This is a genomic window from Parolsenella sp. LCP21S3_E11 (genome assembly GCF_052118165.1).
Lineage (GTDB): Bacteria > Actinomycetota > Coriobacteriia > Coriobacteriales > Atopobiaceae > Parolsenella.
Window position 1 is genome coordinate 474,460 of the sequence record NZ_JBQKHS010000001.1, and the last position, 24,572, is coordinate 499,031.

Annotated in this window: 22 protein-coding genes; all 22 read left to right on the top strand. The window is 66.3% G+C overall.

The window, feature by feature from the left end; genetic code table 11:
- The first annotated feature begins 177 nt into the window (after positions 1 to 177).
- The 22 genes from ACTQ1Z_RS02005 to ACTQ1Z_RS02110 all read left to right on the top strand — a co-directional run bounded on the left by ACTQ1Z_RS02005 (position 178) and on the right by ACTQ1Z_RS02110 (position 24,571).
- Positions 178 to 1,803, top strand: coding sequence for a peptidoglycan D,D-transpeptidase FtsI family protein (locus ACTQ1Z_RS02005; RefSeq protein ID WP_441858357.1), 1,626 nt, complete (start codon positions 178 to 180; stop codon positions 1,801 to 1,803).
- Between the two features lie 25 nt (positions 1,804 to 1,828).
- Positions 1,829 to 3,283: a UDP-N-acetylmuramoyl-tripeptide--D-alanyl-D-alanine ligase gene (locus ACTQ1Z_RS02010; RefSeq protein ID WP_441858359.1), complete on the top strand. Its 1,455-nt coding sequence runs from the start codon at positions 1,829 to 1,831 to the stop codon at positions 3,281 to 3,283.
- On the top strand, positions 3,284 to 4,315 hold the full coding sequence (gene mraY / locus ACTQ1Z_RS02015; RefSeq protein ID WP_320679764.1) for a phospho-N-acetylmuramoyl-pentapeptide-transferase: 1,032 nt from the start codon (positions 3,284 to 3,286) through the stop codon (positions 4,313 to 4,315).
- A 179-nt stretch (positions 4,316 to 4,494) separates the two neighbouring features.
- Entirely contained in the window at positions 4,495 to 5,901 is a 1,407-nt protein-coding gene (murD, locus tag ACTQ1Z_RS02020) for a UDP-N-acetylmuramoyl-L-alanine--D-glutamate ligase (RefSeq protein ID WP_441858360.1), read from the top strand.
- Complete coding sequence (locus tag ACTQ1Z_RS02025; RefSeq protein ID WP_441858362.1) at positions 5,901 to 7,472, top strand: FtsW/RodA/SpoVE family cell cycle protein; 1,572 nt, start codon at positions 5,901 to 5,903, stop codon at positions 7,470 to 7,472. Before murD ends, ACTQ1Z_RS02025 begins: the two co-directional genes overlap by 1 nt.
- Before the next feature lie 2 nt (positions 7,473 to 7,474).
- Entirely contained in the window at positions 7,475 to 8,596 is a 1,122-nt protein-coding gene (locus ACTQ1Z_RS02030) for a UDP-N-acetylglucosamine--N-acetylmuramyl-(pentapeptide) pyrophosphoryl-undecaprenol N-acetylglucosamine transferase (protein ID WP_441858364.1), read from the top strand.
- A 274-nt stretch (positions 8,597 to 8,870) separates the two neighbouring features.
- Entirely contained in the window at positions 8,871 to 10,280 is a 1,410-nt protein-coding gene (murC, locus tag ACTQ1Z_RS02035; RefSeq protein ID WP_441858366.1) for a UDP-N-acetylmuramate--L-alanine ligase, read from the top strand.
- A gap of 9 nt (positions 10,281 to 10,289) precedes the next feature.
- On the top strand, positions 10,290 to 11,210 hold the full coding sequence (gene murB, locus ACTQ1Z_RS02040) for a UDP-N-acetylmuramate dehydrogenase (RefSeq protein WP_441858368.1): 921 nt from the start codon (positions 10,290 to 10,292) through the stop codon (positions 11,208 to 11,210).
- A gap of 106 nt (positions 11,211 to 11,316) precedes the next feature.
- On the top strand, positions 11,317 to 12,408 hold the full coding sequence (locus tag ACTQ1Z_RS02045) for a cell division protein FtsQ/DivIB (RefSeq protein ID WP_320679044.1): 1,092 nt from the start codon (positions 11,317 to 11,319) through the stop codon (positions 12,406 to 12,408).
- Between the two features lie 223 nt (positions 12,409 to 12,631).
- Positions 12,632 to 13,744, top strand: coding sequence for a cell division protein FtsZ (gene ftsZ, locus ACTQ1Z_RS02050; protein ID WP_320679045.1), 1,113 nt, complete (start codon positions 12,632 to 12,634; stop codon positions 13,742 to 13,744).
- Positions 13,744 to 14,550 carry a polyphenol oxidase family protein gene (locus ACTQ1Z_RS02055; RefSeq protein WP_320679047.1) on the top strand — a complete coding sequence of 269 codons (807 nt, stop codon included), beginning with the start codon at positions 13,744 to 13,746 and terminating at the stop codon, positions 14,548 to 14,550. The genes ftsZ and ACTQ1Z_RS02055 overlap by 1 nt, the downstream gene beginning before the upstream one ends.
- Positions 14,514 to 15,380 carry a phosphate ABC transporter substrate-binding protein gene (locus tag ACTQ1Z_RS02060; protein WP_441858371.1) on the top strand — a complete coding sequence of 289 codons (867 nt, stop codon included), beginning with the start codon at positions 14,514 to 14,516 and terminating at the stop codon, positions 15,378 to 15,380. Before ACTQ1Z_RS02055 ends, ACTQ1Z_RS02060 begins: the two co-directional genes overlap by 37 nt.
- On the top strand, positions 15,377 to 17,347 hold the full coding sequence (gene pstA / locus ACTQ1Z_RS02065; protein ID WP_441858373.1) for a phosphate ABC transporter permease PstA: 1,971 nt from the start codon (positions 15,377 to 15,379) through the stop codon (positions 17,345 to 17,347). The genes ACTQ1Z_RS02060 and pstA overlap by 4 nt, the downstream gene beginning before the upstream one ends.
- A 1-nt stretch (position 17,348) precedes the next feature.
- A complete protein-coding gene (gene pstB, locus ACTQ1Z_RS02070; RefSeq protein ID WP_320679052.1) occupies positions 17,349 to 18,152 on the top strand; it encodes a phosphate ABC transporter ATP-binding protein PstB in 804 nt (267 codons plus the stop codon).
- A 38-nt stretch (positions 18,153 to 18,190) separates the two neighbouring features.
- Positions 18,191 to 19,006 (top strand): phosphate signaling complex PhoU family protein, encoded by an 816-nt coding sequence (locus ACTQ1Z_RS02075; RefSeq protein ID WP_441858375.1) that lies wholly within the window; start codon positions 18,191 to 18,193, stop codon positions 19,004 to 19,006.
- Complete coding sequence (locus ACTQ1Z_RS02080; protein ID WP_441858377.1) at positions 18,996 to 19,757, top strand: YggS family pyridoxal phosphate-dependent enzyme; 762 nt, start codon at positions 18,996 to 18,998, stop codon at positions 19,755 to 19,757. The genes ACTQ1Z_RS02075 and ACTQ1Z_RS02080 overlap by 11 nt, the downstream gene beginning before the upstream one ends.
- A 50-nt stretch (positions 19,758 to 19,807) precedes the next feature.
- A complete protein-coding gene (locus ACTQ1Z_RS02085) occupies positions 19,808 to 20,596 on the top strand; it encodes a cell division protein SepF (RefSeq protein WP_320679056.1) in 789 nt (262 codons plus the stop codon).
- 66 nt (positions 20,597 to 20,662) lie between these two features.
- Positions 20,663 to 21,490: a pyrroline-5-carboxylate reductase gene (gene proC, locus ACTQ1Z_RS02090; protein ID WP_441858379.1), complete on the top strand. Its 828-nt coding sequence runs from the start codon at positions 20,663 to 20,665 to the stop codon at positions 21,488 to 21,490.
- Between the two features lie 4 nt (positions 21,491 to 21,494).
- Positions 21,495 to 21,773, top strand: a complete 279-nt coding sequence (locus ACTQ1Z_RS02095; RefSeq protein WP_293815212.1) for a YggT family protein — start codon at positions 21,495 to 21,497, stop codon at positions 21,771 to 21,773.
- 7 nt (positions 21,774 to 21,780) lie between these two features.
- A complete protein-coding gene (locus ACTQ1Z_RS02100) occupies positions 21,781 to 22,389 on the top strand; it encodes a very short patch repair endonuclease (RefSeq protein WP_441858381.1) in 609 nt (202 codons plus the stop codon).
- A gap of 20 nt (positions 22,390 to 22,409) precedes the next feature.
- Entirely contained in the window at positions 22,410 to 23,276 is an 867-nt protein-coding gene (locus tag ACTQ1Z_RS02105) for a metallophosphoesterase (RefSeq protein ID WP_320679061.1), read from the top strand.
- Positions 23,276 to 24,571: an SGNH/GDSL hydrolase family protein gene (locus ACTQ1Z_RS02110; RefSeq protein WP_441858383.1), complete on the top strand. Its 1,296-nt coding sequence runs from the start codon at positions 23,276 to 23,278 to the stop codon at positions 24,569 to 24,571. The genes ACTQ1Z_RS02105 and ACTQ1Z_RS02110 overlap by 1 nt, the downstream gene beginning before the upstream one ends.
- Position 24,572 lies beyond the last annotated feature (1 nt).

A 24,572-nucleotide genomic window follows, 5' to 3' on the forward strand; every position in this document is an offset into this window, starting at 1 on the left:
CGCGCCCGCCAGGGTTTGTTTCGCGTAGACTGGTGAGCCATGACAACGAGAGGTAACAGAAACGATCGAGGCGCGGGTGCCCGAAGGGGGCGTCCCGCGTCTTCTTATGAAGAGGCGCGCCGCGCGCGCTCTGGTGGTAGGGGCTCGAATTCGAACACCCCCCTCCCGAGGCTCGCCATGGTGCTGTTCGCCCTCGTCGTGGCGAGACTCCTGTGGCTGCAGGTCATCGATGCCCCTAACCTCTCGGCGAAGGCTCAGAGCCTGCACACGACGAACGTCACGCTGACGGCCAAGCGCGGCACCATCTATGACCGCAATGGCAACGTCCTCGCCACGAGCGTCGAGTGCCGCACCATCTACTGCAATCCCAAAGAGGTCACGAACAAGCCCACGTGTGCCCAGGAGCTTGCGAACGCCCTTGGCGGTTCGGCGGATGATTACCTGTCGACGCTCTCCCAGGACACCACCTTCGCCTATGTGCAGCGCAAGATCGACACCGATGTGGCCGAGGACCTCCTCTCCACGCTCTCTGAGGATGGCATCACCGGCGTCTACGCCCTTACGGACGTGAAGCGCGTCTATCCGTACGGTGCTGTTGGCGGTCAGGTGCTTGGCTTCGTCGACACGGACGGCAACGGCATCACGGGCCTCGAGCTCCAGTACGACGACGTCCTCAAGGGCACGGACGGCGAGATGCTCATGGAGCGCGGCCGCGATGGCAAGCCGGTCGCCGGCGGCGCCTCCCAGATCCACGAGGCGACGGACGGCCAGGACATCATCATCTCCCTCGACATCAACATCCAGCAGGTTGCCGAGACCCAGCTCGCCCAGGCGGTCGAGGACGTGAAGGGCGAATCGGGCAACGTCATGGTGACGGACCCGAAGACGGGCGAGATTCTCGCCGCCTGCTCCACGCCATACGCGGACCTCACCGATCCTTCGAGCATCACCAACGAGGGCCTCAAACTCTCGAACGTCACTGACTCCTACGAGCCCGGATCGACGATGAAGGTTCTCACGATGGCGATCGGCTATGACACCGGCACCATCACCAAAAACTCGACCTTCACCGTCCCGCCCACGGTCAAGGTCGGAGACGACGAGGTCAGCGACGCGGACGACCGCGACTACACCATGGACATGACCCCCACCGAGATCATGCGCCGCTCCTCCAACACGGGTGCGGCCCTCGTGGGCATGGCCATCGGCGCGGACAACTTCAGCGCGGGCCTCGCCAAGTTCGGCATCGGCCAGAAGACCGGCATCGACTTCCCCGGCGAAGCGGACGGCATCGTGCCCTCGCGCGACCAGTACACCGGTGCTACGACGGGCGCGGCGGCGTTCGGCCAGGGCATCGCCTTCCCGAGCGTGCAGCTCGTGCGCGCGGTCGGCGCGGTCGCCAACGGCGGCACGATGATGACGCCGCACTTCCTCGTCCAGAAGGGCGCCGAGACGGTCGACTGGGGAGAGGGCGAGCAGGTCATCTCCGAGCAAACCGCCGAGAGCGTCGTGGGCGACATGCGCGCCGTCGTGCAGGATGACGGCACCGGCAGGAAGGCCAACATCGCAGGCTACGATGTCGTCGGCAAGACCGGCACGGGCGAGCAGGCCTCGAGCGAGGGCGGCTATGTCGAGAACCGCTTCATGAGCTCGTTCATCGGCTTCGCCAACGGTAACGACGCCGCGGTCCTGTGCTACGTGGGCATCAACGGCACTTCGTATCACGGAAGCGCCGCGGCCGTCCCGTCGTTTGTCGCTATCATGAATGAGGCCTTGACCGACTTGAACGTCCCCAAGGCATAACGTAACCACCGACTGGAGAGATCGCATGATCGAATGCACTGCGAATGACGTCTGCGCGGCCACCGGGGCCACGCTTGTCTGCGGCACGGGCGAGGAGACCCTCGCCGGCGTCGCCATCGACTCCCGACGCGTCGGCGAGCGCGGGCTATTCGTCGCGTTCCCCGGCGAGAACGTTGACGGAAACGACTACGTCGCCAACGCCATCGCTGCCGGTGCCGGTGTCGTCGCCGTTACGCGCGAGGTCTCTCCCGAGGTCGAGCACGCCGCGCTCGAGGCCGGCTGCGCCATCGTTCACGCCGCCGATGACGACGGCACGGAGTTCATGCTCCGCCTTGCCGAGTGGTGGCGCGCGCGGCAGGACTGGTGCGTCGTTGGCGTGACGGGCTCTGTCGGCAAGACCACCACCAAGGAGATGCTCGCCGCCGCCCTCGGTGCCAAGTACGAGGTCCACGCCACCGCCGGCAACTTCAACAACCTGATTGGCGTGCCCATCACGCTGCTCGGGGCTCCCACCTCGGCGCAGGTCCTCGTCGTTGAGATGGGCATGAACCACCCCGGCGAGATTGATCGCCTCGCAAAGTGCGCGCGCCCGCGCGTCGCTGTGATCACGAACGTCGGGACCAGCCACATCGGCCTGCTTGGTTCTCGCGAGAACATCGCCCGCGCCAAGGGCGAGATCGTGGCGCCCCTGGCTGTCGCCCCGGCGAGCACCGTCGCTCCCGAGCCGCGCCTGTTCATGTGCGCGGACGGCGACTACACGCCCTTCATCGCGCGCGAGTTCGCCGCTCCGGCGGGCGTTCCCGTCACGCTCGTGGGCTCGGCGGAGGGCTGCTTCGCCGGCGCCGCCAACGTCACGCTCGATGACGAGGCGCACCCGAGCTTCGATCTCAAGATCGCTGGCGAGGATGGGGCTCGTCGCGTCACGCTCTCGCTTACGGGCTCGCAGGTCGTGCCTGACTTCCTGCTTGCGCTCTCCGTTGCCTGCCACATGGGCGTCGATGCGCACGCCGCCGTCTGTGCGCTCTCGTCGCTCGCGCCTGCGCACATGCGCCAGGAGGTCGTCCGCGCCGCATGTGGCTGCCGCATCATCGATGACTCCTACAACGCCGCGCCCGACTCCGTCGCCGCGGCCCTGAACGCCCTCTGCAGCATGAAGGCGGAAGAGGGCGGCCGCCGCATCGCCGTGCTCGGCGAGATCGGCGAGCTCGGTGACGAGGAGGAGCGCCTCCACGAGCTCGTGGGCGCCTATGCCGCCGCAAAGCCGCTCGACATGCTCGTCATCGTCGGTACGGATCGCGCGGACCACATGGAGTCCGCCGCGAGGCTCATGGGTTTCTCCGAGGACAAGATCGTTCGCGTCGATGACGTCCATGCACTCACGAGCGTCATGTCGGGCGTGCTCGCGCCCGAAGACCTCGTTCTCGTCAAAGCGTCTCGCGCGGCTATGCTCGACGTATTCGTGAAGGCGGTGACGGCGTAAGTGCTGACCAATCTTCTCGTTGGGTCCCAGTACCCGACCTACCAGGTGTTTGTGTCCTTCTTCGTCTCGTGTCTCATCACGGCGCTCCTCATGCCACCGTTCATCCGCCTCATGCGCAAGGACGGCATCGGCCAGCAGGTCCGTGCGGACGGCCCGCAGACGCACCTCGTGAAGCAGGGCACACCCACGATGGGCGGCGTGATCATCCTCGCCGGCATGATCCTCACGACCGTGCTCTTCGCTCGCTGGACGCCCGACCTCATCCTCTGCGTCGCCGCCACGATCGCGACGGGCCTCCTCGGCCTGCTCGACGACGTCGAGTCCGTGAGTCACGGGCGCTCGCTCGGCCTCACCCCGTCGCAGAAGATGCTCGGCCTCATCGTCATCTCTGTGTCCTTCTGTCTGCTCGCCGTCAACTGGGTGGGCGTTCCCCCGACGATCACCTTCCCGGGTGGCTTCACGCTCGACCTGGGCGTGCTTGGCTTCAACATCGGCGGCGTCAGCGTGCCCTGGCTCTATCTGATTTTCGTGTTCCTGCTGCTTGCGGGCCTCTCCAACGCCGTTAACCTCACCGATGGCCTCGATGGCCTTGCGGGCGGCACCGTCATGGTCGTCATGCTCGCCATGTCGATGGTCGCCTTCTCCTACGACGAGATCAACCTCTCCGTGTTCGCTGCGGCGAGCGCCGGCGCGTGCGTGGGATTCCTCTGGCACAACTGCTATCCCGCGGCCATCTTCATGGGCGACACGGGCTCGCTTGCGCTGGGCGCGGGCTTCGCTGCCCTTGCGGTCCTCACGAAGACTGAGGTGACGTCACTTGTCATGGGCGGCCTCTTCATTTGCGAGGCTCTCTCCGTGATGCTTCAGGTAATCAGCTTCAAGTCCACCGGCAAGCGCATCTTCCTGATGGCGCCGCTGCACCACCACTTCGAGAAGAAGGGCTGGAGCGAGACGAAGGTGGTCATCCGCTTCTGGATCGTGAGCGCCATGTTCGCCGCGGTGGGCTTCGCACTCTACTTCCAGCTTCGCTAACGACGGGCCGCCCTCGGGCGGCCTTCTCGCATCTGCTCGTGCCCGCGACGCACAACAAGCCGTGCGTGCGGCGTGGTCGCACGAGTGGCACGGCCCTGCGGGCTGCCGAGACGCTGACGCCATGGCAGCGGGCAGGGACGCACCACACACTGAAATGACGAGCCAAAGGGGGCTTTCACATGACTGACGGCAAACTTGGGGACGTTTGCGTCCTTGGCCTTGGCAAGACGGGAGAGGCCGTTGCCGAGTACCTTCTCGCCCAGCGCGATGATGGCAGGGTGAGTTCCGTGACCGTGGTGGGCGGCGCCAAGAGCGCCCCGTCTGACGAGTCGCTCGCCCTCGAGCATGAGGGTGCGAAGGTCGTCTACGGCACCGAGGACGTCGAGGGCGACTTCGACCTCGCGATCGCCTCTCCGGGCATCTCCGAGTTCAGCGACTTCTATGCGAGTGGCAAGGCCACCTCCAAGGAGATTATCGGCGAGCCCGAGCTTGCCTGGCGCGAGAGCCCCGAGCGCTGGGTTGGCATCACCGGCACCAACGGCAAGACCACGACGACCACCCTCGCCCGCGACCTCCTTCGCGCGGGTGGCCTTGCCGCCGAGGCGGTCGGCAACATCGGAACGATGGCCATTGGCGAGGTCGCCAGGCGCGCTCCCGGCGAGTGGCTCGTGGCCGAGCTCTCGAGCTTCCAGCTTGCGGGGACGGTCGAGCTGCATCCCCACGTGGGCGTGCTGCTCAACGTCACGCCTGACCACCTCTATTGGCATAAGACCATGGAGAACTACGCCGCCGCCAAGGAGCGCCTCTTCCGGAACATGGACGCCGGCGACCTCGCCGTCATCTCCGACGGAGACTCCTGGTGCCGTGACATCGCCGCGCGCTGCGAGGCGCGTGGCCTGCGCGTCTGCCATCTGCTTGCCGCGGGCGAGGCCCCCGAGGCCACGACCGCGAACGCCGCGTGGGAACGTACCGACGGCATGCTCGTCGTGCGCCTTGACGGCCGCGACGTCGAGCTCGTGAACAAGGGCGACCTCTCGATCGCCGGCGATCACAACGTCGAGAACGCGCTGGCCGCCTCTGCGCTCGCGCTTGCGTGCGGCGTTGATGCCGTCGACGTCCGCGCCGGGCTTCTCGCCTTCAGTCCGCTCGAGCATCGCATCGAGCCGTGCGGCGAGCTTGCCGGCGTGCGCTTCGTGAACGACTCAAAGGCCACGAACACCGATGCGGTCTCCAAGGCGCTCACCGCCTTCGAGCCCGGCCGCGTCATCATTCTCCTTGGCGGACACGACAAGGGCACGGACCTTTCCGAGATGGCCGCAGACGTCGCTCGCCACGCCCACGTCGCCGTGTGCTTCGGCGAGGCAGGGGAGCGCATCGCTGCGGCGGTCGAGGCCGCCGGTGGCGCGGTGGTTCGCGCCGAGCACCTCGAGCAGGCGCTCGATGCCGGCATCGAGGCAGCGCGTCCCGGCGATACCGTGCTTCTCTCGCCCGCGTGCTCGTCTTTCGATGAGTTCTCGGGCTTCGAGGAGCGTGGCCGCGTCTTCAAGTCCCTCGTCGCCAATCGCATCGCCAAGGGGAGCAACTAGTGTCTTCACGCGCCAACGCCAGCGTGGCTTCTGCGCGCGGCTCCCGGGCGGGCCGCGAGGAGTCGTCTGCCTCAAACATAGAGCGCAAGATCATGGGCGTGCCCGCTTCGATCATGAAGCCGAGGCTCGTGTTCGTCGCGGCCGTCGTCGCGCTGACGTGCTTCGGCCTCGTCATGATCTTCTCGGCCTCCTCGATCGAGGCTCTGTCCGAGCAGGGTGACGCTGCGTATTACCTGAAGCGTCAGCTGCTCTGCATCGGCCTTGGCCTCATACTCGCGTTCTGCACGGGATTCTTCGACTATCACAGTATCTGCTCGAGGCCCGTGCTGCTGTTCCTCTGGGTCGTGACGATGGGCATGCTGGTCGTCGTCTTCGTCGCCGGATCGGGTGCCAACGGAGCGACGCGCTGGCTCAGCGTGGGACCGCTCCGCATCCAGCCCTCGGAGTTCGCCAAGGTCACGGTCTTGTACGCGGCCGCCACGCTTGCCTCGGAGTTCTTTGGCGGCCGCGCGATGTCGTATGGCTCGTTCGCGATCACTGCGGGAGTCGCCCTCGGCGGGCCGCTCGGGCTCATCCTCGTCCAGCCAGACAAGGGAACCACGGGCATCATCGTCTTGATGATCGTCTCGCTCGCCTATGCCTCGGGCTTTCGGCGCGACCTGATCGTCAAGGTCCTTGGCGCCCTGTGCGCCATGGCGATGGTCATCGTCCTTTCCGACGACTACTCGCGCCAACGCGTCCTCACGATGCTCAATCCCTGGCTGGATCAATGGGACTCCGGCTATCAGCTCACGCAGGGGTTCATGGCCTTTGGCTCCGGCGGTCTTTTCGGCCGTGGCCTCGGCATGAGCGTCGCCAAGTACTCCTACCTCCCCGAGGCACACAACGACTTCATCTTCGCCGTCATCGGCGAGGAGCTGGGCCTCGTGGGCACGCTCTCCGTCGTTGCGCTTTTCGTGCTCCTCGCGTATGAAGCCAAGAAGATCGCCGATTCCGCCCCCGACCTCATGGGCCGTCTCATCGTCATCGGAGCGACGACCCTGTTCCTCACGCAATTCTTCCTGAACGTCTTTGGCGTGCTCGGCTTCTTCCCGCTCTCCGGCAAGCCCCTGCCGTTCTTGAGCTATGGTGGATCCTCGATCATGAGCTGCCTGGCGCTGGCGGGGGCCATCGTGGGCGTCTCGAGGCATTCGAGCCTTCCCGAGACGGAGCACGACCGTCGTCGTAGACAGATCGGCGTCGTCTCGGACGAGGAGGACACGGGCGTCGGCGAGGCGCACGTGAGGGGCGTCGGATACGCGACGTCTCCCACGAGTAGGCCTAGCTCGCGTGGTTCCGGCTACTCCGGTGCAGGTTCGCGCGCCGCCTCGATGCCGCTTCAGGGCAGGCCCTCGTCGGGCGGTGCCTTCACCGTCGTCGAGGGAGGGGCAGGCAGGGCCGCTGGCCCCCGCCAGAGGATCAACCTCCAGGGCGACGCGCGCTCGCGTCTGCGTTCGGACGATAGGGGTCCCAGGGTCCGCAACAGCGGCGGTGCCTCGGGTGGTTCAAACAGACCAAGGAGAAGGGGATAGCGATGGCAGACAAGCTCAGGATCGCGATTGCGGCAGGCGGTACGGCTGGCCACATCAATCCGGCGCTTGCGCTCGCGGAGGAGCTTCGCGACCGCGGACACGAAGTGACCTTCTATGGCCGCCCCTCCAAGCTCGAGGGCACGCTCGTGCCAGCCGCGGGCTTCGATCTCGTGCCCGTCGAGGTCACGGGCTTTGACCGCTCTCGCCCCTGGACCGCGCTTACGTCGCTCTATCGCGTCTGGTCCGCGAAGAGGGCCCTCGGCAAGCTCTTCCGCGCGCAGGGCGCGCCCGATGTCGCCTGCGGATTTGGCGCCTACGTCGAGGTTCCGCTCCTGGGCTGGTGCAAGGACGCTCACGTACCCTATCTGCTTCACGAGCAGAACTCCGTTCCGGGGCTTGCCAACAAGATGATGGCGGCTCACGCGGAGCGCGTCTGCATATCCGTGCCCGCCGCGCGCGAGGTCTTCGCCCGTGCGGACAAGCCCGAGCTCGTGGTGCTCACGGGCAACCCCGTTCGCAGGAGCGTCATCGCGGGCTCGCGCGGGGCCGGCCGTGAGGCGCTTGACATCCCCGCCGACGCCACACTGCTGCTCGTCTTTGGTGGCAGCCTTGGCGCGCGCACCCTCAACGAGGGCATGGCGGCCCTCAAGGAGCGCCTGCTTGCGGTTGACGGACTCTATGTCGTGCAGTCGACGGGCAAGGGCGGCTATGACGCCGCCGCGGAGGCCCTCGCGCTCACGGAGGATCAGGCCAGGCGCTGGCGCCTTCTTCCCTACATCGACAACATGGGAGACGTGCTCGCCTCCGCGGACCTCGTGCTCTCGCGTGCCGGCGCCTCATCCATCGCGGAGATTGCCGCTCTCGGCGTACCCTCCGTGCTCGTTCCATATCCCTTCGCCACGGCGGACCACCAGACCACGAACGCCCGCTACCTCACCGACGCGGGCGCCGCGGTGCTCTTCACCGATGAGGAGGTCTCCGGCGAGGCGTTTGCCGAGAAGCTCCTTACGCTCGTGACGGATGCGCAGGAGCGCGGCGCCATGCGCGAGCGCGCCCGGGGCCTTGCCCAGGATCGTGCCGCCGTCAAGCTCGCCGACGAGCTCGAGGCCGTCGCGCGCGCCTAGGTCCCGCGGACAGAGTTGTGCCGGCGCGTACCTTGAGCTCGCTCCAGCTTACGTCGTTGCCATTTGCAAGTCCGAGGCGTCGCATGCCCAGAGGCCGAGGTGCCGAGGGCCTGCAGCGCCTCGGCCTTTGGCGTTCCTGATGAAGACGGGCATGCTTGCACACGCGACCGTGGGGCTGGGCTAAACTAAAGAGCTGTATGCGAATCCAACGCGTGTCTTATGGCATGCGGACAGGTGCGGCTATCGCCGCCACAAACAAGAGGGGAGCCATCGCATGGCAACCACTTCTGAGAAGCTTCCGTTCGAGCGCGTCCACATCATCGGCATTGGTGGTGCCGGCATGAGCGGCATCGCGCTCGTCCTCCACGAGCGTGGCATTCACGTCACCGGCAGCGACCTCAAGAGCTCTCGCTACGTCCGCGAGCTCGAGGCTGCCGGCATCGAGGTCCACGTTGGCCATGACGCCGCCACGATCGACGCCGTGAACCCTGACGTCGTCGTTATCTCGACGGCCATTCCGGAGTCTAACCCCGAGGTCATCCGCGCGCGCGAACTTGGCATCGACGTCTGGCCGCGCGCCAAGATGCTCCCCGCCCTCTCTCTCGGCCACAAGACCATCGCGGTTTCCGGCACCCACGGCAAGACCACCACGTCTTCCATGGTCACCACCATGCTTGACCGCATGGAGCTCGACCCGTCGTTCCTCATCGGCGGCTTCGTCGAGGGCTACGACACGAGCGCTCACAGCGGCAAGTCCGAGTTCTACGTGGCCGAGGCCGACGAGTCCGACGGCTCGTTCCTCTTCTTTGATCCGACCGTCGTCGTGGTCACCAACATCGAGGCGGACCACCTCGACCACTACGGCACCATCGAGAACCTCGAGAACACCTTCGGCCAGTTCATGGGTTCCGTGGGCGAAGACGGCTGGGTCGTCGCCTGTGGTGAGTCCGAGCGCGTGCGTAGGGTCGCCGCCTCCTGCGGCCGCAAGGTCGCCACGTATGGCTTCGAGGGCGATGGGGAGTTCGACTACGTCTGCGTCCCCGAGCCGACGCACCACTCCATCGAGAGCCATCTCACGGTGAAGACCCCCTCTGGCGCCGAGGTCAAGGTCGTCATCAAGGCCAACCCCGGCCGTCACAACATGCTGAACGCCACCGCCGCCATCGCCGTGGCGGACGTCCTCGGCCTCGACATCGAGAAGGCCGCTGCCGCCCTCTCCACCTTCGCCGGCGTCAAGCGCCGCTTCACCCACGTCGGCGACGTGGACGGCATCACCGTCGTCGATGACTACGGCCACCACCCCACGGAGGTCGCCGCGACCCTCTCCGCCGCCTCTGGCCTCGACTATGACCGCGTGGTCGTCGTCTTCCAACCGCACCGCTACACGCGCACCCAGGCCCTGGCGGAGCAGTTCGGCCGCGCCTTCGACAATGCCGATGTCCTCTTCGTGATGGACGTCTTCTCCGCGGGCGAGATGCCGATCCCCGGCATCTCCGGCAAGACCGTCGCCAACTCCGTCAGGGAGAACGGCCATGTCGCCGAGGTGAACTACGTCCCTAACCGTCGTGAGCTCATGGCGCGCCTCGTCGAGGAGGTCCGTCCCGGTGACATCCTCCTGACCATGGGCGCCGGTGACGTCACCCTCGTGGGTCCGACGTTCATCGAGGCCAAGAACGAGGCCTAGGGGCTGCGCTTGAGTCTGGCTAACGCATATCTCACACTCTCCGGCGCCGTCGACGCGGATATCACTCGCGGCGAGCGCCTCGCGCACCGCACGACGTATCGAATCGGTGGTCCCGCGGCGATGCTCGCCGTCTGCCACACGCCAGCGGCCCTCTCTCGCGTGATCGAGGTCCTCGGCGCCCAGGGCGTCGAGTGGGTCGTCATGGGCAAGGGCTCAAACCTGCTCGTCTCGGACGCCGGCTTTGACGGCTGCGTCATCGTCCTCGGTCGCGAGTTCTCCCGCATCGAGGTCCTGGCGGAGGACAACAAGATCGTCGCGGGTGCTGCCGTCCCGCTTTCGCGCGTGGTGACCGCGGCGACGAAGGCGTCGATGTCGGGCCTGGAGTTCGCCTGCGGCATCCCGGGCACGCTTGGTGGCGCCGTCTCCATGGACGCGGGCACGCGTCGCGAGTGGATCGGCCGTCGCATCGAGAGCCTCGTGGTCTTCCGTCCCGGAAGGGGCCTCATGCGCGTCTGGGGCACCGACGTCGAGTGGGGCTATCGTTGGACGAGCCTTGGCGGCGCGGACATCGTCCTCGAGGCGACGCTCGCCCTCGACCCCGGTGACCGCGCTGAGATCACCGCCCAGATGGAGCAGCTCCTCGCGCGCAGGCGCGCGACGCAGCCCATGGGCAAGCCCTGCTGCGGCTCGGTCTTCAGGAATCCTCCCGGAGACAGGGGTGCGGCCCAGCTCGTCGAGGCATGCGGCCTCAAGGGATACTCCTCCGGCGGCGCTCAGATCTCTGACGTGCACGCAAACTTCGTCGTAAACAACGGCACCGCCACCGCGGCCGACGTCCTGGCCGTCATGAGGGCGATGCATGACAGGGTGAGGGAGGCAACGGGTGTCGACCTCCAACCGGAAGTTAAGTTCCTCGGCTTCACGTCGTAGCGCGCGCGGTCGCGTCGCCACGCCGCGTGGCTCCTCAAAGATAGCTTCGCGCACAGGATCGGGTCGCCCGGCCTCTGGGCTGGCGTCCGCGCGTCCCAAGGCGCGAGTGACCCCCAGAGTCGCCCCCGGCGCTCCGGCGGGCTCCAAGGCGGGTGGTCGCGGCAAGCTCAATACCCCGGCCTCGCGCCCCAAGACGCCCTCATCATCGTCTCGCGAGGTACTGCGCGGGCGCGATGGGGGCTCGGGCGGCAACGTCAATGTGCGCAGGGTTGCCGTTGGCGCGGGCATCGTCGCCGGCCTCGCTCTTGTCTCGCTGATCGTGCTTCTCGTCTTGGCGCAGCTGCCGGTCTTCGTGATCACCGGCATCAACGCCACGGCGTCCGAGCACGTGAGCGAGTCCCAGATCGCCAAGCTCGCCTCCGTCGAGGAGGGGACGACGCTGCTCAACGTCGACACCTCCCAGATCACGGAGAAGGTCTCGAAGAATCCCTGGGTCAAGCGCGTCATCATCAAGCGCGAGTTCCCGGATACGCTCGGGGTCTCCGTCGAGGAGCGTTCGGTTGCCGCGCTCGTCGTCATTGGCGGCGGTACGAGCGTGTGGGCGCTTGGTGACGACGGCGTCTGGATCGAGCCCGTGCAACTCGATACCTCTTCCGGGGAGGACGTCGTCCAGCTCGCCCTCGCCCGTGCGCAGGAGATGGGCTGCCTGCTCATCGCCAACGTGCCGGCCACGGTCAACCCCGCGCAGGGCGCGCCCTCGACCGATGACCCCATCCTTGATGTCCTGACCTACCAGAGCCAGCTCCCGGATTCCATCAGCTCCGAGGCTCAGGTCTTCTACGCCGCGAGCTCCGGAAGCATTTCCGTCGTTCTCAAGAGCGGTCTCGAGGTCTCCCTTGGCGCGGCGAACGATGTCTCCGCAAAGGCCCAGGCTCTGAGCGAGATCATGGCGAACTACGGCGATCAGCTCACCTACGTCAACGTTCGCGTCCCGAGCAAGCCCACCTACCGCAAGGTCGCGGATGGCACCACGCTTTCTGGCGCCGCCAGCACCGTGGCGCAGATTACGGCCGAGTCCACGCCGGCGACAACCTCTTCCTCGAGCGATGACTCCGGCGAGGATGCCGGCGACGGCTCGGATGGTGACTCCGCCGGAGACTCTGGCCAGTACGAAGATGCGGGGGCGGACGAGGAATAACATCGCTACCGCCAGCGGTCCCAATCTGCAGTTCGCGTGAAAAAACGCCAACAATTTGTTGACAGGGGAGCGCCATATATGACAGTATGTGCCGCTTTACCTTTCGGGTAGAGCTAAACCTGAGCTTGAGAGTTTGAAGAATATGGCTAAACACAGCGCCACTAAGACGGGCCCCGCCCACAGAAGAACGACCACAACAAGCACTGCCACGCAAGGAGGAACCATGAGCGCCACCGATACCCTCAGCAACTACCTCGCCGTCATCAAGGTTGTCGGAGTCGGCGGTGGCGGCACCAACGCCGTCAACCGCATGATCGAGGAGGGCATCCGCGGCGTCGAGTTCGTGGCTGTCAACACCGATGCACAGGCTCTCGCCATGTCTGACGCGGACGTGAAGGTCCACATCGGCACCGACATTACCAAGGGCCTTGGCGCTGGCGCCAACCCCGAGGTCGGCGCTCAGGCCGCCGAGGACTCCCGTGACGAGATCAAGGCCGCCCTTGCCGGCGCCGACATGGTCTTCATCACCGCGGGCGAGGGCGGCGGCACCGGCACCGGCGCTGCCCCCGTTGTCGCTGACATCGCCAAGAACGACGTGGGCGCCCTCACCATCGCCGTCGTCACCAAGCCGTTCACCTTCGAGGGCCGCAAGCGCACCGCCAGCGCCCTTAGCGGCGTCGAGAACCTCTCTGAGAACGTCGACACCCTCATCGTCATCCCGAATGACCGCCTCCTCGACCTCGCCGAGAAGAAGACGACCATGCTCGAGGCCTTCCGCATGGCGGACGACGTCCTGTGCCAGGGCACGCAGGGCATCACGGACCTCATCACCGTCCCGGGCCTCATCAACCTCGACTTCGCTGACGTCTGCACGATCATGCGCGGCTCTGGCACGGCCATGATGGGCATCGGCATGGCCTCTGGCGACAACCGCGCCACCGACGCCGCCCAGGAGGCCATCTCCAGCCGCCTGCTCGAGAGCTCCGTCGACGGTGCCACCCGCGTCCTGCTCTCCATCGCCGGCAACAAGGACCTCGGCATCACCGAGATCTCCGACGCCGCAGACCTCGTCGCTTCCAACGTTGACCCCGAGGCCAACATCATCTTCGGAACCACGGTCGACGAGAGCCTGGGCGATCAGGTCCGCATCACCGTCATCGCCACCGGCTTCGCCGATGCCTCCCAGCAGCCGTCCCTCCTCGGTGACTTCCGCGCTCCCGCTGCGGTCGAGACCTCGGCCCCGGCCCCCGCTGCCGCTCCCGCCCGCCCTGCCGCGAGCACCACGGGCAGCAAGGAGTTCGACATTCCTGACTTCCTGAAGCGTGGCCGCCTGTAATGACGAGCCCTTCGCTCACCCGGTACGTCTCGAACGGCGTGACCCTGCTCGGCGATACCGATCGCCCGGGCGGGGTCACGTTCGCGTTTACCGAGCGTGAGGGTGGAGTCTCAAAAGGCCAGTTCGCGAGCCTGAACCTGGGGTCTCGCTGCGGCGATGACCCAGCGGACGTCGCGGAGAACCGCGCGCGTGCGCTCGCCGCCGTGGGGGCCGCGCGCATCGCCGACAACCTCGTGGAGCCCAAGCAGGTCCACGGGGACAATGTGGTCGTCATTCGCGACGCCGCGCCAGAGGCCATCGAGGCCGCCCGCTTCGAGGCGCTCGAGGGGGCGGACGCCATCGTCTGCACGGTCCCCGGCGTTCCCGTGCTCCTGTGCTTTGCGGACTGCGTCCCGGTTGTGCTCGTGGCGCCCGGGGCGTTCGCGATCATCCACTCCGGCTGGCGCGGGACGCTCGCGCGCATCTCCGCCAAGGCCCTCGGCATTCTCTGCCGCGAGGCGAACGCTCGCCCGGACGAGGTCTATGCCTACGTCGGCCCGCACATCCTTGGCGAGGACTACGAGGTGTCACCCGAGCTGCTGCAGACCTTCGTGGATGAGTTTGGTAGCATGGTTCATGCTGCCTCGACGAACTCGAACCTCGACTTGTCCGCAGCCATAGTGTGTGCCCTCGGGGATGCCGGCCTTCCTGCCGCCAACCTCGTGGATTCGTGCGTTTCCACGGCCGCCAACACCGGTCGTTTCTTTTCGTATCGAGCGGAAGGGGGGCTATGCGGTCGTCACGCTGCTATCGCCTACCTCTCGTAACGGCAACGCTCGCCCTTGTGGGCGCGCTCGCGCTCTCGGGTTGCGCGGATTCCTCCGCGTCCGAGACGCTGACCGTCGCGGGTTCCACCACGGTGCTTCCCATCGCCGAGATGGCTGCCGAGGATTTCGAGGCCAACACGGGCACGAACGTGCTCGTGAGCGGTCTTGGTTCCTCTGCCGGCATCGAGGCGGTCTCCAACGGCACTGCGGATATCGCCACCTCGAGCCGCCAGCTTACGGCGGAGGAGTCCGAGCACGAGCTTGTCGAGACGGTCATCGCGCATGACGGCATCGCCGTCATCGTGAGCCCGGAGAACCCGGTCAAGGACCTCACCACCGAGCAGCTCCGAGACATCTATGCCGGAAAGATTCGCAACTGGAGTGAGGTCGGCGGTCCTGATCTCGCCATTCAGGTCGTGAACCGCGATGAGGCCTCCGGCACTCGCGAGGCGTTCCGCACGATTGTCATGGGCGACGTCTCGTTCGACCGCACCGCCGCGGTTCTCCCCGGCACGGGGCAGGTCCGCGATGTCGTGAGCCGCACGCCCGGTGCCATCGGCTACATCTCCATCGGCTTTGTCGACAACGACTTCGCCAGCACCTCCGTGAGCTCCCTGACAATCGACGGCGTCGAGGCGACGGAGGAGAACGTCGAGGACGGGTCTTATCCCATCTCGCGCGACCTCTACTTCTTCACCAACGGAGACCCGCAGGGCGCCGCCTATGACTACATCTCCTACGTCCTCTCCGATGCCATGAACGACACCATCCGCGACGCGGGCTACATCCCCGCCCACCAGATGCAGGGAGAGGGGAGTGAGGGCAAGTGAGCGACACCACCAGCGCCCCGTCTCAGCAGACCGCGAGCCTGAAACAGGTGACGCGCGCCACGCGCATGAAGGAGACTGCCCTCAAGAACCTCTTCCTCGCCTGCGCGTGCGTTGCGGTCTTGGCCGTCATCCTCATTTTCATCTTCACCTTCTGGAAGGCGATCCCGGTCATCACCCAGATCGGGCTTGGAGACTTCTTCAGCCTCAGCTGGGCTCCCACAGAGGGCCACTACGGCATCCTTGCCCTGCTCGCCGGCTCTGGCATCGTCACGGTGGGCTCCCTTGCCCTTGGCGTGCCCCTTGCCGTGGGCTGCGCGGTCTTCCTGACGGAGATTGCCGGCAAGAAGCTCGCGAGCGTCGTCAGCACCGCCGTTGACCTGCTCGCCGGCGTGCCGTCCGTCGTCTACGGCTTCTTCGGCCTCGTCATCCTCCGCCCGATCGTGGCCAAGATCACGGGTGGCCTGGGCTTCGGCGCCCTCACGGTCTGGCTCGTGCTCGCCATCATGATCGTGCCCACCATCACCACGCTCACGATGGACGCGCTGCGCTCCATCCCCATGGGCATTCGCGAGGCGAGCTTCGCGATGGGCGCCACGCGCTGGCAGACCATCTACAAGGTCGTCCTTCCCGCGGCGAAGATGGGCATCGTGAACGCCGTGGTCCTCGGTATGGGTCGCGCCATCGGCGAGACGATGGCCGTCCTCATGGTCGTGGGCAATGCGCCCGTCATCCCTGCCGGCATCGCAAGCCCGCTTTCCACGCTCACGAGCCAGGTCGCGCTTGACATGGGCTACTCGAGCGGCCTCCACAGGAGCGCTCTGTTTGGCATGGGTTGCGTGCTGTTCATCATCTCCGCGGCGCTCGTGGGCATCGTTCGCAAGATGTCGAGCATGAGGGAGGATGGCCGCGGACGCTCGAAGCATCGCCGTGCCAAGGCCGCGGACCGCGCGGCCGTCGCCGCCGGCGGCATCTCGTTCGACCATCCCGAGGATCCCGCGGAGCACGCGCCCGTGCAGGTCCTCACCGGCGATGACGTCACTCCCGTTACCGGCGTCGTCACGGAGCCCCGAGAGGGCAGCCGCGCCCGTATCAAGCGCCTTCTTGCCCAGGGTTCCTCCTCTGCCGGCGGCTCGAACAAGAACCGCACGAATGACCTTATGATCGGCGTCTTCCGCGCCGCGGGCGTCATCGCGACGGCGGTTCTCGTCCTCATCATCGGCTTCGTTGCCGTGAACGGTCTGCCCGTGATGTCGCTCGATTTCATCTTTGGCTGGCCCGAGGGCGTTAACGCGGAGGGCGGCATCTTCCCGACGATCGTCTCGACCCTCTACGTCACGGCGCTCGCCATGCTCATCTGCGTGCCGATCGCCGTCCTCGCGGCAGTCTACCTCGCGGAGTACGCGAAGCAGGGTCGTCTCGTCACCTTCATCCGCTACGCCGCAGACACGCTCTCGTCCGTCCCGTCCATCGTGATGGGCCTCTTCGGCTACGCGCTCTTCGTCGAGGCGATGGGCTTTGGGCTCTCGATGCTCTCCGCCGCCCTCGCCCTCGCGCTCATGATGCTCCCAATCGTCATGCGCACCACGGAGGAGGCTATTCGCTCGGTGCCCCGCTACATCCGCTGGGGCGCCTATGGCCTCGGCTCCACGAAGTGGCAGGTCGTCTCCAAGATCGTTCTTCCGAGCGCCTTCCCGCGGATCGCCACGGGCATCGTCCTCGCCATCGGCCGCGCCATCGGCGAGACGGCCGTCGTGCTCTACACGATGGGCCAGGCGATCAACCTGCCCCTCACGCCGCTTGACTCCGGCCGTCCGATGACCATCCACCTGTACCAGCTTGCCAACGAGGGCATCAACATGCAAGCCGCCTATGGCACCGCCCTTCTGCTCATGGTGATGATCCTGGCCTTTAACATGTTCGCGCGCTACCTGTCGCGTCGTTCCGCATCGAAGTCGAAGGGAAACTAGCATGACCGTCTATCGCCACGCGCCTGAGAACGGCGGCATGGGCATCCACGTCGAGGACTTTGGCTTCTGGTACGGAGACTTCCACGCGCTCTCCGGTGTCACCATGGATGTCGCGCCCAACAAGATCACGGCCTTCATCGGCCCGTCCGGCTGCGGCAAGTCGACCTTCCTGCGCTGCATGAATCGCATGAATGACCTCATCGAGGGCACTCACACCGCGGGCGTCATGTCCCTTGACGGCGCCGACATCTATGCGGAGGGCGTCGACCCGGTCGACCTTCGCCGTCGCGTTGGCATGATCTTCCAGCAGCCCAACCCCTTCCCGAAGTCGATCTACGAGAACGTCGCCTTTGGCCCACGCCTTTTGGGCGTGACCAGCAAAGGTGACCTCGATGACATCGTGGAGGAGTCGCTCAAGCGCTCGAACCTCTGGAAGGAGGTTGCGGACCAGCTCGACAAGAACGGCCTCGCCCTCTCTGGTGGCCAGCAGCAGCGTCTCTGTATCGCGCGCACCCTCGCCGTCCAGCCCGACGTCCTTCTCATGGACGAGCCCTGCAGCGCCATCGACCCGACGAGCGTCCAGCGCGTCGAGGACCTCATGGCCGAGCTCTCGAGCGAGATGACCATCATCATCGTCACCCACAGCATGCAGCAGGCGGCCCGTATCTCTGACTACATGGCCTTCTTCCTGCAGGAGCACGCGGGCGAGCCTGCCGGACTCGTCGAGTACGGCGACACGAACGAGATTTTCAACTCCCCGAGCGACCAGCGCACCGAGGACTACATCACCGGCCGCTTCGGCTGATTGCGACCATCCGGCCCAAAGCACCTGAGGAGGACACCATGCGTGAGGCATTCAATCGCCAGCTCACCGAGCTTCGCCAGGAGCTCGTCTACATCTACGCAAACATCGACCTTCAGCTCCACGAGGCGCTCGATGCCCTTGAGGAGGGCAACAGGGAGAAGGCCAAGGCCGTCAAGGCGGAGACGCGACGGCTCGATGACCGCTGCGCTGCCCTCGAGCAGAAGGCCTTCATGCTCATCGCCACGCAGCAGCCCGTCGCGAGCGACCTTCGTCTCATCCAGTTCGTGATCTACGCGAACTTCAACCTCGCGCGCATGTCCAACCACGTGCGCAACATCGCCAAGACCGCGAAGCGCTGCGCCGGTCGCGACGTCCCCGCGCAGCTCATCGACCTTCTCGTGGGCGAGGGGCACCTCGTCTACGGCGTCCTCTCGAACTGCGTCATGGCCATCGTGAACGAGGACCTGCGCCTCGCGTCCTCGCTACCCGTTCTCGACGAGCCGGTCGATGATCTCTACAAGCAGTTCTTCAGGCGCCTCTCCACGCTTGGCCCGGACGACGACAAGGATGCGGCAAGCCGCGTCATCATGGCGTCCCGCATGCTCGAGCGCATCTCCGACAACGCTGTCGAAGTGGGCGAGAAGCTCGTCTTCCTGCTCACGGGCAAGCGTCGTAACCTTGATGACCTGCAGGACCTCGACGACGATGACCTCGCCGAGATGTACGCCGCCCGCAGTGCCGGCCTCGTGGCGGACAAGCAGGTCGACGAGGAGCTCGTGGGTCAGATTCCCGAGCTCAAGAACGATGGGACCGCGCCGACCGCGAAGGCTGAGGGTGAGTGCGATGGCCAGTAGCGAGGACGCTGTCGCGAGCGTCGTGGACCTCGAGCCCGAGGCCGCCTACCAAGCCTTCATGGACGAGCGCCATGCCCGGATCATGGATCAGATCGCGGAGGCGTGCTCCCGTTCCGGACGCGAGCTCTGCGAGGTTACGGCCTTTGCGGTCTCCAAGACGGTTGGACCCCGCGAGGTCGTCGCTGCCATGCGCGCCGGCTGGGACGCATTTGCCGAGAACCGACCGCAGGAGCTCGTCCGCAAGCTCGACGCCTTTGCGGCCGCTGGCGTGGAAGCCCCCCGCTTCGACATGATCGGCAACCTCCAAAAGAACAAGATCAACCAGGTGCTGGGCCGTGCCGAGCGTATCCAGTCGATCTCGAGCCTCGAGCTCGCCCGCGCGGTGTCCGAACGCGCCGTCCGTGCCGGCTTCGTCATGCCGGCGCTGCTTGAGTGCAACGTCAGCGGCGAGGAGAGCAAGGGCGGCTTCTCGCCTGATGAGGTTCGCGAGCAGGCGGAGGAGCTCGTTGGTCTCGAGGGCCTTGCCTTCGAGGGCCTCATGACGATGGCCCCGGCCCATGACCCCGAGGCCGCTCGCGCGACCTTCTCGGGCGCGAGGGAGCTCGCATGCGACCTGCGCTCGCGCATGGGTTTTCCTCTTCCGGTTCTTTCCTGCGGAATGAGCGATGATTTTGGAATCGCGGTCGAGGAGGGCTCCACCCTCGTTAGACTTGGACGTATAGCGTTTTCCTCCGAGTACGGCCTCAAGTAGGCATACGCGGGGGCGCCACCTCGGCGCCCAGACGAGACATGGGAGACACCATGGGCTTTTTTGACAACATCAAGGACGCAGTCCAGGACCATCTCCGTCCTCAGGACAACCGCCAGGATGACTACTACGAAGACGAGTACGACGACTACGACGAGCCGTATGACGGCGATGCGGGCTACTACGATGATGCCCCGCAGCGCGGCGATCGCTACGCTGACCGCGGCCAGCAGCAGCAAGGCTCCGGTCTCCTCGGCAATCCCTCGCGTCCGGACGCTGACAGCATCAGCGTCTACACGCGTTCCGGCCGTCACCTCTCCGGCGACGATTTCGGTCGCGCCGGTGACGTCTATGGCTCCAACAACGCCTACGGCTCCGACGGCGCGTATCGTGCCGCGGATGACTCCTGGCGCAAGGACGACGCCGCTCCTCGCGACTTCCTTGGTGCTACGCACACCGATGAGCCCAGCTCCTTCGTGCCTCCCGCGACTCAGCCTGGCGTTTTTGGCGCCACGGGCAACACTCCTGGTGACGTGGGCCTGACTGCCGTTCCGCGCGTCACGAGCGGCAAGCTCCCGGCGTACGTTCTCAAGCCCACGAGCTATGACGACGTCCAGACCGTTGTTCGTCGCGTCCGCACCAACCAGCCCGTGGTGCTCTCCTTCAAGAACCTCAAGATCGAGGTCGCCAAGCGCATCCTCGACTTCAGCTTTGGCCTTGCCTGCGGCATTGACGGCTCGGTCGAGGAGCTCGGAGACCGCGTCTTCGTCGTGCTTCCGCAGGGCGTCGAGCTCTCCGAGACCGACAGGGCGAAGCTCACCCGCGAGGGTCTCGCCCGCTAGCTTTCCGCGCGCCTGTATTGTCCGGGGCGGTGGCTGCGTGCCGCCGCCCTTATGTTTGGAGTTTGCATGCCTGAGAACAACACTGCCCTTGCGGGCATCACGGTTGGCGTCATCGGCGCCGGTTCGATGGGCGGCGCCATCGCGCGCGGCCTCGTCGAGGCTGGCGCCATCGGGGGCTCCCGCGTCCTCGTCTGCGACCATAACGCCTCCAAGCTCGAGGCCCTCGCCGCCGAGGCGGGCGTGCGCGTGCTCGCCACGTCCGACGCGCTCCTTGCCGAGCACCCCGACGTCGTGGTGCTCGCGGTGAAGCCGCAGGTCCTTGGTGCCCTTCTTGCTCAGAGCGCGTCCGCGCTCGCCAGCTCGCTCGTCGTCTCGATTGCCGCTGGCACGGCGCTCTCGACGCTTGAGGCCGCGCTTCCCGCGTGCCGCGTCGTCCGCGTTATGCCCAACCTGCCCGTTTCCGTGCGCTCCGGTGCGTCCGCCGTTTGCGGTGGCAGCACGGCCACTTCCGCTGACATCGAGCTCGTTCGCGAGATGTTCGCTGCGCTTGGCTCCGCCAAGGTCATGCGCGAGGACCAGCTTGACGCCGAGGGTGCCGTCGTGGGCTGCGCGCCTGCCTACTTTGCCCTCATGGTCGACGCCCTGACCCGCGCCGGCGTTCGCGCTGGTCTGCCTGCCGCCGCCGCTCGCGAGATGGTCAACGCCACGATGCTCGGCGTTGCGGAGAGCCTCGCCAAATCTGGCGAGCACCCCCGTGCCTATATGGAGCGCGTGACCTCGCCTGGTGGCACCACCGCCGCTGCTCTCTATGAGCTTGAGCCGGCCCTAACTGAGGGCGCCTATGCCGCCGTCGACGCTGCCCTTGCGCGCACGGCCGAGCTGGCGAGAGGTTAGGCGTATGGGTGTTTATCAGGTAGCCCGCGTCATTTCGTCACTGGTCGACTTCTATCAGTGGCTCGTCGTCATCTGGTGCATCATGTCGTGGTTTCCTCGTCGCGATGGCAGCCTCCTCGATGACGTCGCCACGGTGATCAACAGCTTGGTCGAGCCCTACGTGGGAATCTTCCGTCGTTTCGTCCCGCCCATCGGTGGCATGGACTTCTCGCCGATGATCGCCCTCTTCGTGCTCGTCGCTGCCGAGAGGGCGCTCTTCCAGCTCCTGTTCGCGCTCGCCTAGGATACGCATGACCTCGCTCGCAACGCGCCATGTCATGCAGGCGAATAAGTCGAAGAACACGAAGCCCGAGCTCAAGGTTCGTGCGGCTCTCCGTGAGGCGGACCTTGGCGGTTATAGGCTCCACTGGAAGGCCGCTCCCGGCAAGCCCGACGTGTCCTATCCGGGCAAGCGCGTCGCCATCTTCGTGAACGGCTGCTTCTGGCATCGCTGCCCCTTCTGCTCGACGCGCTCGCCCAAGAGCAACGTCGAGTTCTGGGAGGAGAAGTTCGCGCGTAACCGCGCCCGCGACGAGCGCGACGTAGACGAACTCGTTCGCGCCGGATGGACGGTCCTCGTGGTCTGGGAGTGCCGCCTCAAGCGCGCTTGGGCTGAGGCGACGCTTGCCGAGCTCGTCCGTGAGGTGCGGCTCGCCGGTGTGGGTGCCGCGCGCCCGCGTGCGGGCATATCCCCTGCATCGAGCGAGGACATGCGCCCGAACCTCGTCTGGCCGCGTGGCGGTTCTGTGATTGTTATCGGCGCTCGCTCCACACGCAGACGTGTTCTCGCAGCTAGAAAGGTTCGCATGCGTCATAGTGGAAAGGGTGGCTCGCGAAGGGCCCACCCGCGTCGCCGCTAGCATGCTTGGAGGAGGCGAGCATGTCGATCTACGTCACATCCGATATTCACGGCCACGTCCACGCGCTGGACGAGGCACTCAATGCCGCCGCTCCCGGTGACGGTGACGTCGTCTACGTGCTCGGTGACCTGGTCGATCGCGGGCCGGATCCCCTTGGCGTCATCTCGCTCGTGCGCTCGATTCCTGGCGTGCACGTTCTCCTGGGAAACCACGAGCGCCTTATGCTCAATGCCATCGCCGCGACGGGAGATCCCGTTGACGGCGAGTTCTCGACCGCCCGTCTCGACTCCTCGAACTTCGTCGACTGGCTGAACTGGGTGCAGAACGGCGGATCCTCGACGGCCTCCCAGCTCGAGACCCTCGATGCCGAGAGGTACGCGGAGGTGCTTGTCTGGGTCGCGGGGCTTCCGCTCTATGACGTGGTGCGCGCCGGCGAGCGCGACTACATCCTCACGCATGCTGGCATCAACAGCGCCGACTCGCAGGCATGGCGTGCGGACAACCCCGAGGCCGATCTCTCTGACCACGCGGTGCTCGAGAACTACCTTGCCCAGCGCGACGAGGAGGAGCTCCTCTGGGTGCGTGACTGGTTCTGGGGCATGCCCACCGGCCTCGTGGACTCCCAGGGCATGGGCCCCGTCGTCGTTGCTGGCCATACGCCTTCGATTTACCTTTCCCGCCACTCTGACGACATGACCTCAGACTTCATGACGGAGGATGGCCGCGGGAAGATCGTCGAGCTCGGCGCCCGGCCCGAGACGGGCGGTGTCGCGGATCGCATCGACATCGACTGCGCCGCCGCCGCGGGCTGGCCCGTCGGCCGCGTCGGCATCCTGCGCCTTGACGATCGCGAGGCCTGGTATGCAGACGTGAGGGAGGGGGAGTAGTGGAGGCCGCTCGCGTCCGTGCCGCCAATGCCTCCGAGGTCGTCTGCGCCGCGTGGGCATCGGAGCTTGTCCGTGGCGTCGCATGGCTCGAGGACGTGGGTGCCAAGTGGGTGCGCCCGCATCGCTTCTGGCCCGAGCAGGAACGTGCCCTCGGTAGCTGCGCCGCATGGTATCCCGGCATTTATCGGCAGATGGCGCCATGTTGTGCGGGCGTCCGTCTCGAGTTCGAGACAGACGCGAGCGAGCTCGTCCTCGAGATTGCCCTCGATGCGGAGCCCGCGGCGACGTCTCGCGTGCTTGCGGGTGTTACCGAGAAGGGCCTCCTCGCCCCGGGCGCGCATGACGCGCTTGCGGTGGACGTCGACGGGAGGCGTCTCGCGGACGTTCCGCTCGACGGGGTTGAGCCGCCTGCCGAGCGCGGGACTCGCGGCAGCGAGGTCGCCTTCGAGCTCGCTGCCGGTGCCGCCTCAGGCGACCTTCTCCAGCTTCCGGGCTTTGCGGATGCGAGCCACGTCTGCGTGTGGCTTCCCGCCCTGAGGGGAGCCAGGCTTGGCCGTGTCTGCGGAAACGGCACCTTCCTGCGCCCGGTGGAGCGCGACGTGCCCGCCCGCCGCCTCCTCGTTCTCGGCGACTCCGTGGCCCAGGGCTTCGTGTGTGACTCTCCCGCAGCCTCTTGGCCCTCCATCGTCGCTCGCGAGCGTGGCCTCGAGCTCGTGAACCAGAGCGTCGGAGGCCAGGTCTTTCAGCCGAGCGCCCTCGTGGGCCTCGACCGTCTTGACGCCCCGGATGTCGTGATCGTGGCGCTGGGGGCAAACTACAGCTACGGCCGGGCCTCCGTCGCAGTCGTTTCTCGCGAGGTCACCGAGTACCTTTCGCGCGTTGACGCGCTCTGGCCGGATGCCTCGCTTCTCGTCATGGTTCCACCTGCTGGGGGAAAGACGTCCGTGCCTGGTAGCTGCTATCCTTTCATTGGCAAGATCATCGGCGACGCCGTCGCTCGCGTACGCGTCCGTCGCGTCTCTGAGGAGCGCGCCGCGGTGTATGAGGTCGTGCAGCCGGAGCTTGGCGAGGAGCTCCTCTCTGACGCGGATGGCCACCCAACGGCAGAGGGCGCACGTATTCTCGCGGACTTCGTCGGCGCCCGCCTCGACGAGTTGCTCGAATGCACTTGCCTGCGCGACTTTGGCCAGCTCGGCCGTTGTGGCGCCTGCCTTGGTACGGCTGCAACCCCAGAAGATGCCATCGCGGGTGAGCAAGACGATGACCCCGCGGACTCGATTGAAGACGAGGAGTAAC

Excerpts from the sequence above, each read along its gene's own strand:
- ACTQ1Z_RS02060 (WP_441858371.1), top strand. The coding sequence starts at position 14,514 with ATGCGGTCGTCACGCTGCTATCGCCTACCTCTCGTAACGGCAACGCTC.
- murC (WP_441858366.1), top strand. The coding sequence starts at position 8,871 with ATGGCAACCACTTCTGAGAAGCTTCCGTTCGAGCGCGTCCACATCATC.
- ACTQ1Z_RS02105 (WP_320679061.1), top strand. The coding sequence starts at position 22,410 with ATGTCGATCTACGTCACATCCGATATTCACGGCCACGTCCACGCGCTG.
- ACTQ1Z_RS02100 (WP_441858381.1), top strand. The coding sequence starts at position 21,781 with ATGACCTCGCTCGCAACGCGCCATGTCATGCAGGCGAATAAGTCGAAG.
- murD (WP_441858360.1), top strand. The coding sequence starts at position 4,495 with ATGACTGACGGCAAACTTGGGGACGTTTGCGTCCTTGGCCTTGGCAAG.
- ACTQ1Z_RS02055 (WP_320679047.1), top strand. The coding sequence starts at position 13,744 with ATGACGAGCCCTTCGCTCACCCGGTACGTCTCGAACGGCGTGACCCTG.
- pstB (WP_320679052.1), top strand. The coding sequence starts at position 17,349 with ATGACCGTCTATCGCCACGCGCCTGAGAACGGCGGCATGGGCATCCAC.
- ACTQ1Z_RS02010 (WP_441858359.1), top strand. The coding sequence starts at position 1,829 with ATGATCGAATGCACTGCGAATGACGTCTGCGCGGCCACCGGGGCCACG.
- proC (WP_441858379.1), top strand. The coding sequence starts at position 20,663 with ATGCCTGAGAACAACACTGCCCTTGCGGGCATCACGGTTGGCGTCATC.
- ACTQ1Z_RS02080 (WP_441858377.1), top strand. The coding sequence starts at position 18,996 with ATGGCCAGTAGCGAGGACGCTGTCGCGAGCGTCGTGGACCTCGAGCCC.
- ACTQ1Z_RS02005 (WP_441858357.1), top strand. The coding sequence starts at position 178 with ATGGTGCTGTTCGCCCTCGTCGTGGCGAGACTCCTGTGGCTGCAGGTC.
- ftsZ (WP_320679045.1), top strand. The coding sequence starts at position 12,632 with ATGAGCGCCACCGATACCCTCAGCAACTACCTCGCCGTCATCAAGGTT.
- ACTQ1Z_RS02095 (WP_293815212.1), top strand. The coding sequence starts at position 21,495 with ATGGGTGTTTATCAGGTAGCCCGCGTCATTTCGTCACTGGTCGACTTC.
- ACTQ1Z_RS02085 (WP_320679056.1), top strand. The coding sequence starts at position 19,808 with ATGGGCTTTTTTGACAACATCAAGGACGCAGTCCAGGACCATCTCCGT.
- ACTQ1Z_RS02030 (WP_441858364.1), top strand. The coding sequence starts at position 7,475 with ATGGCAGACAAGCTCAGGATCGCGATTGCGGCAGGCGGTACGGCTGGC.
- ACTQ1Z_RS02075 (WP_441858375.1), top strand. The coding sequence starts at position 18,191 with ATGCGTGAGGCATTCAATCGCCAGCTCACCGAGCTTCGCCAGGAGCTC.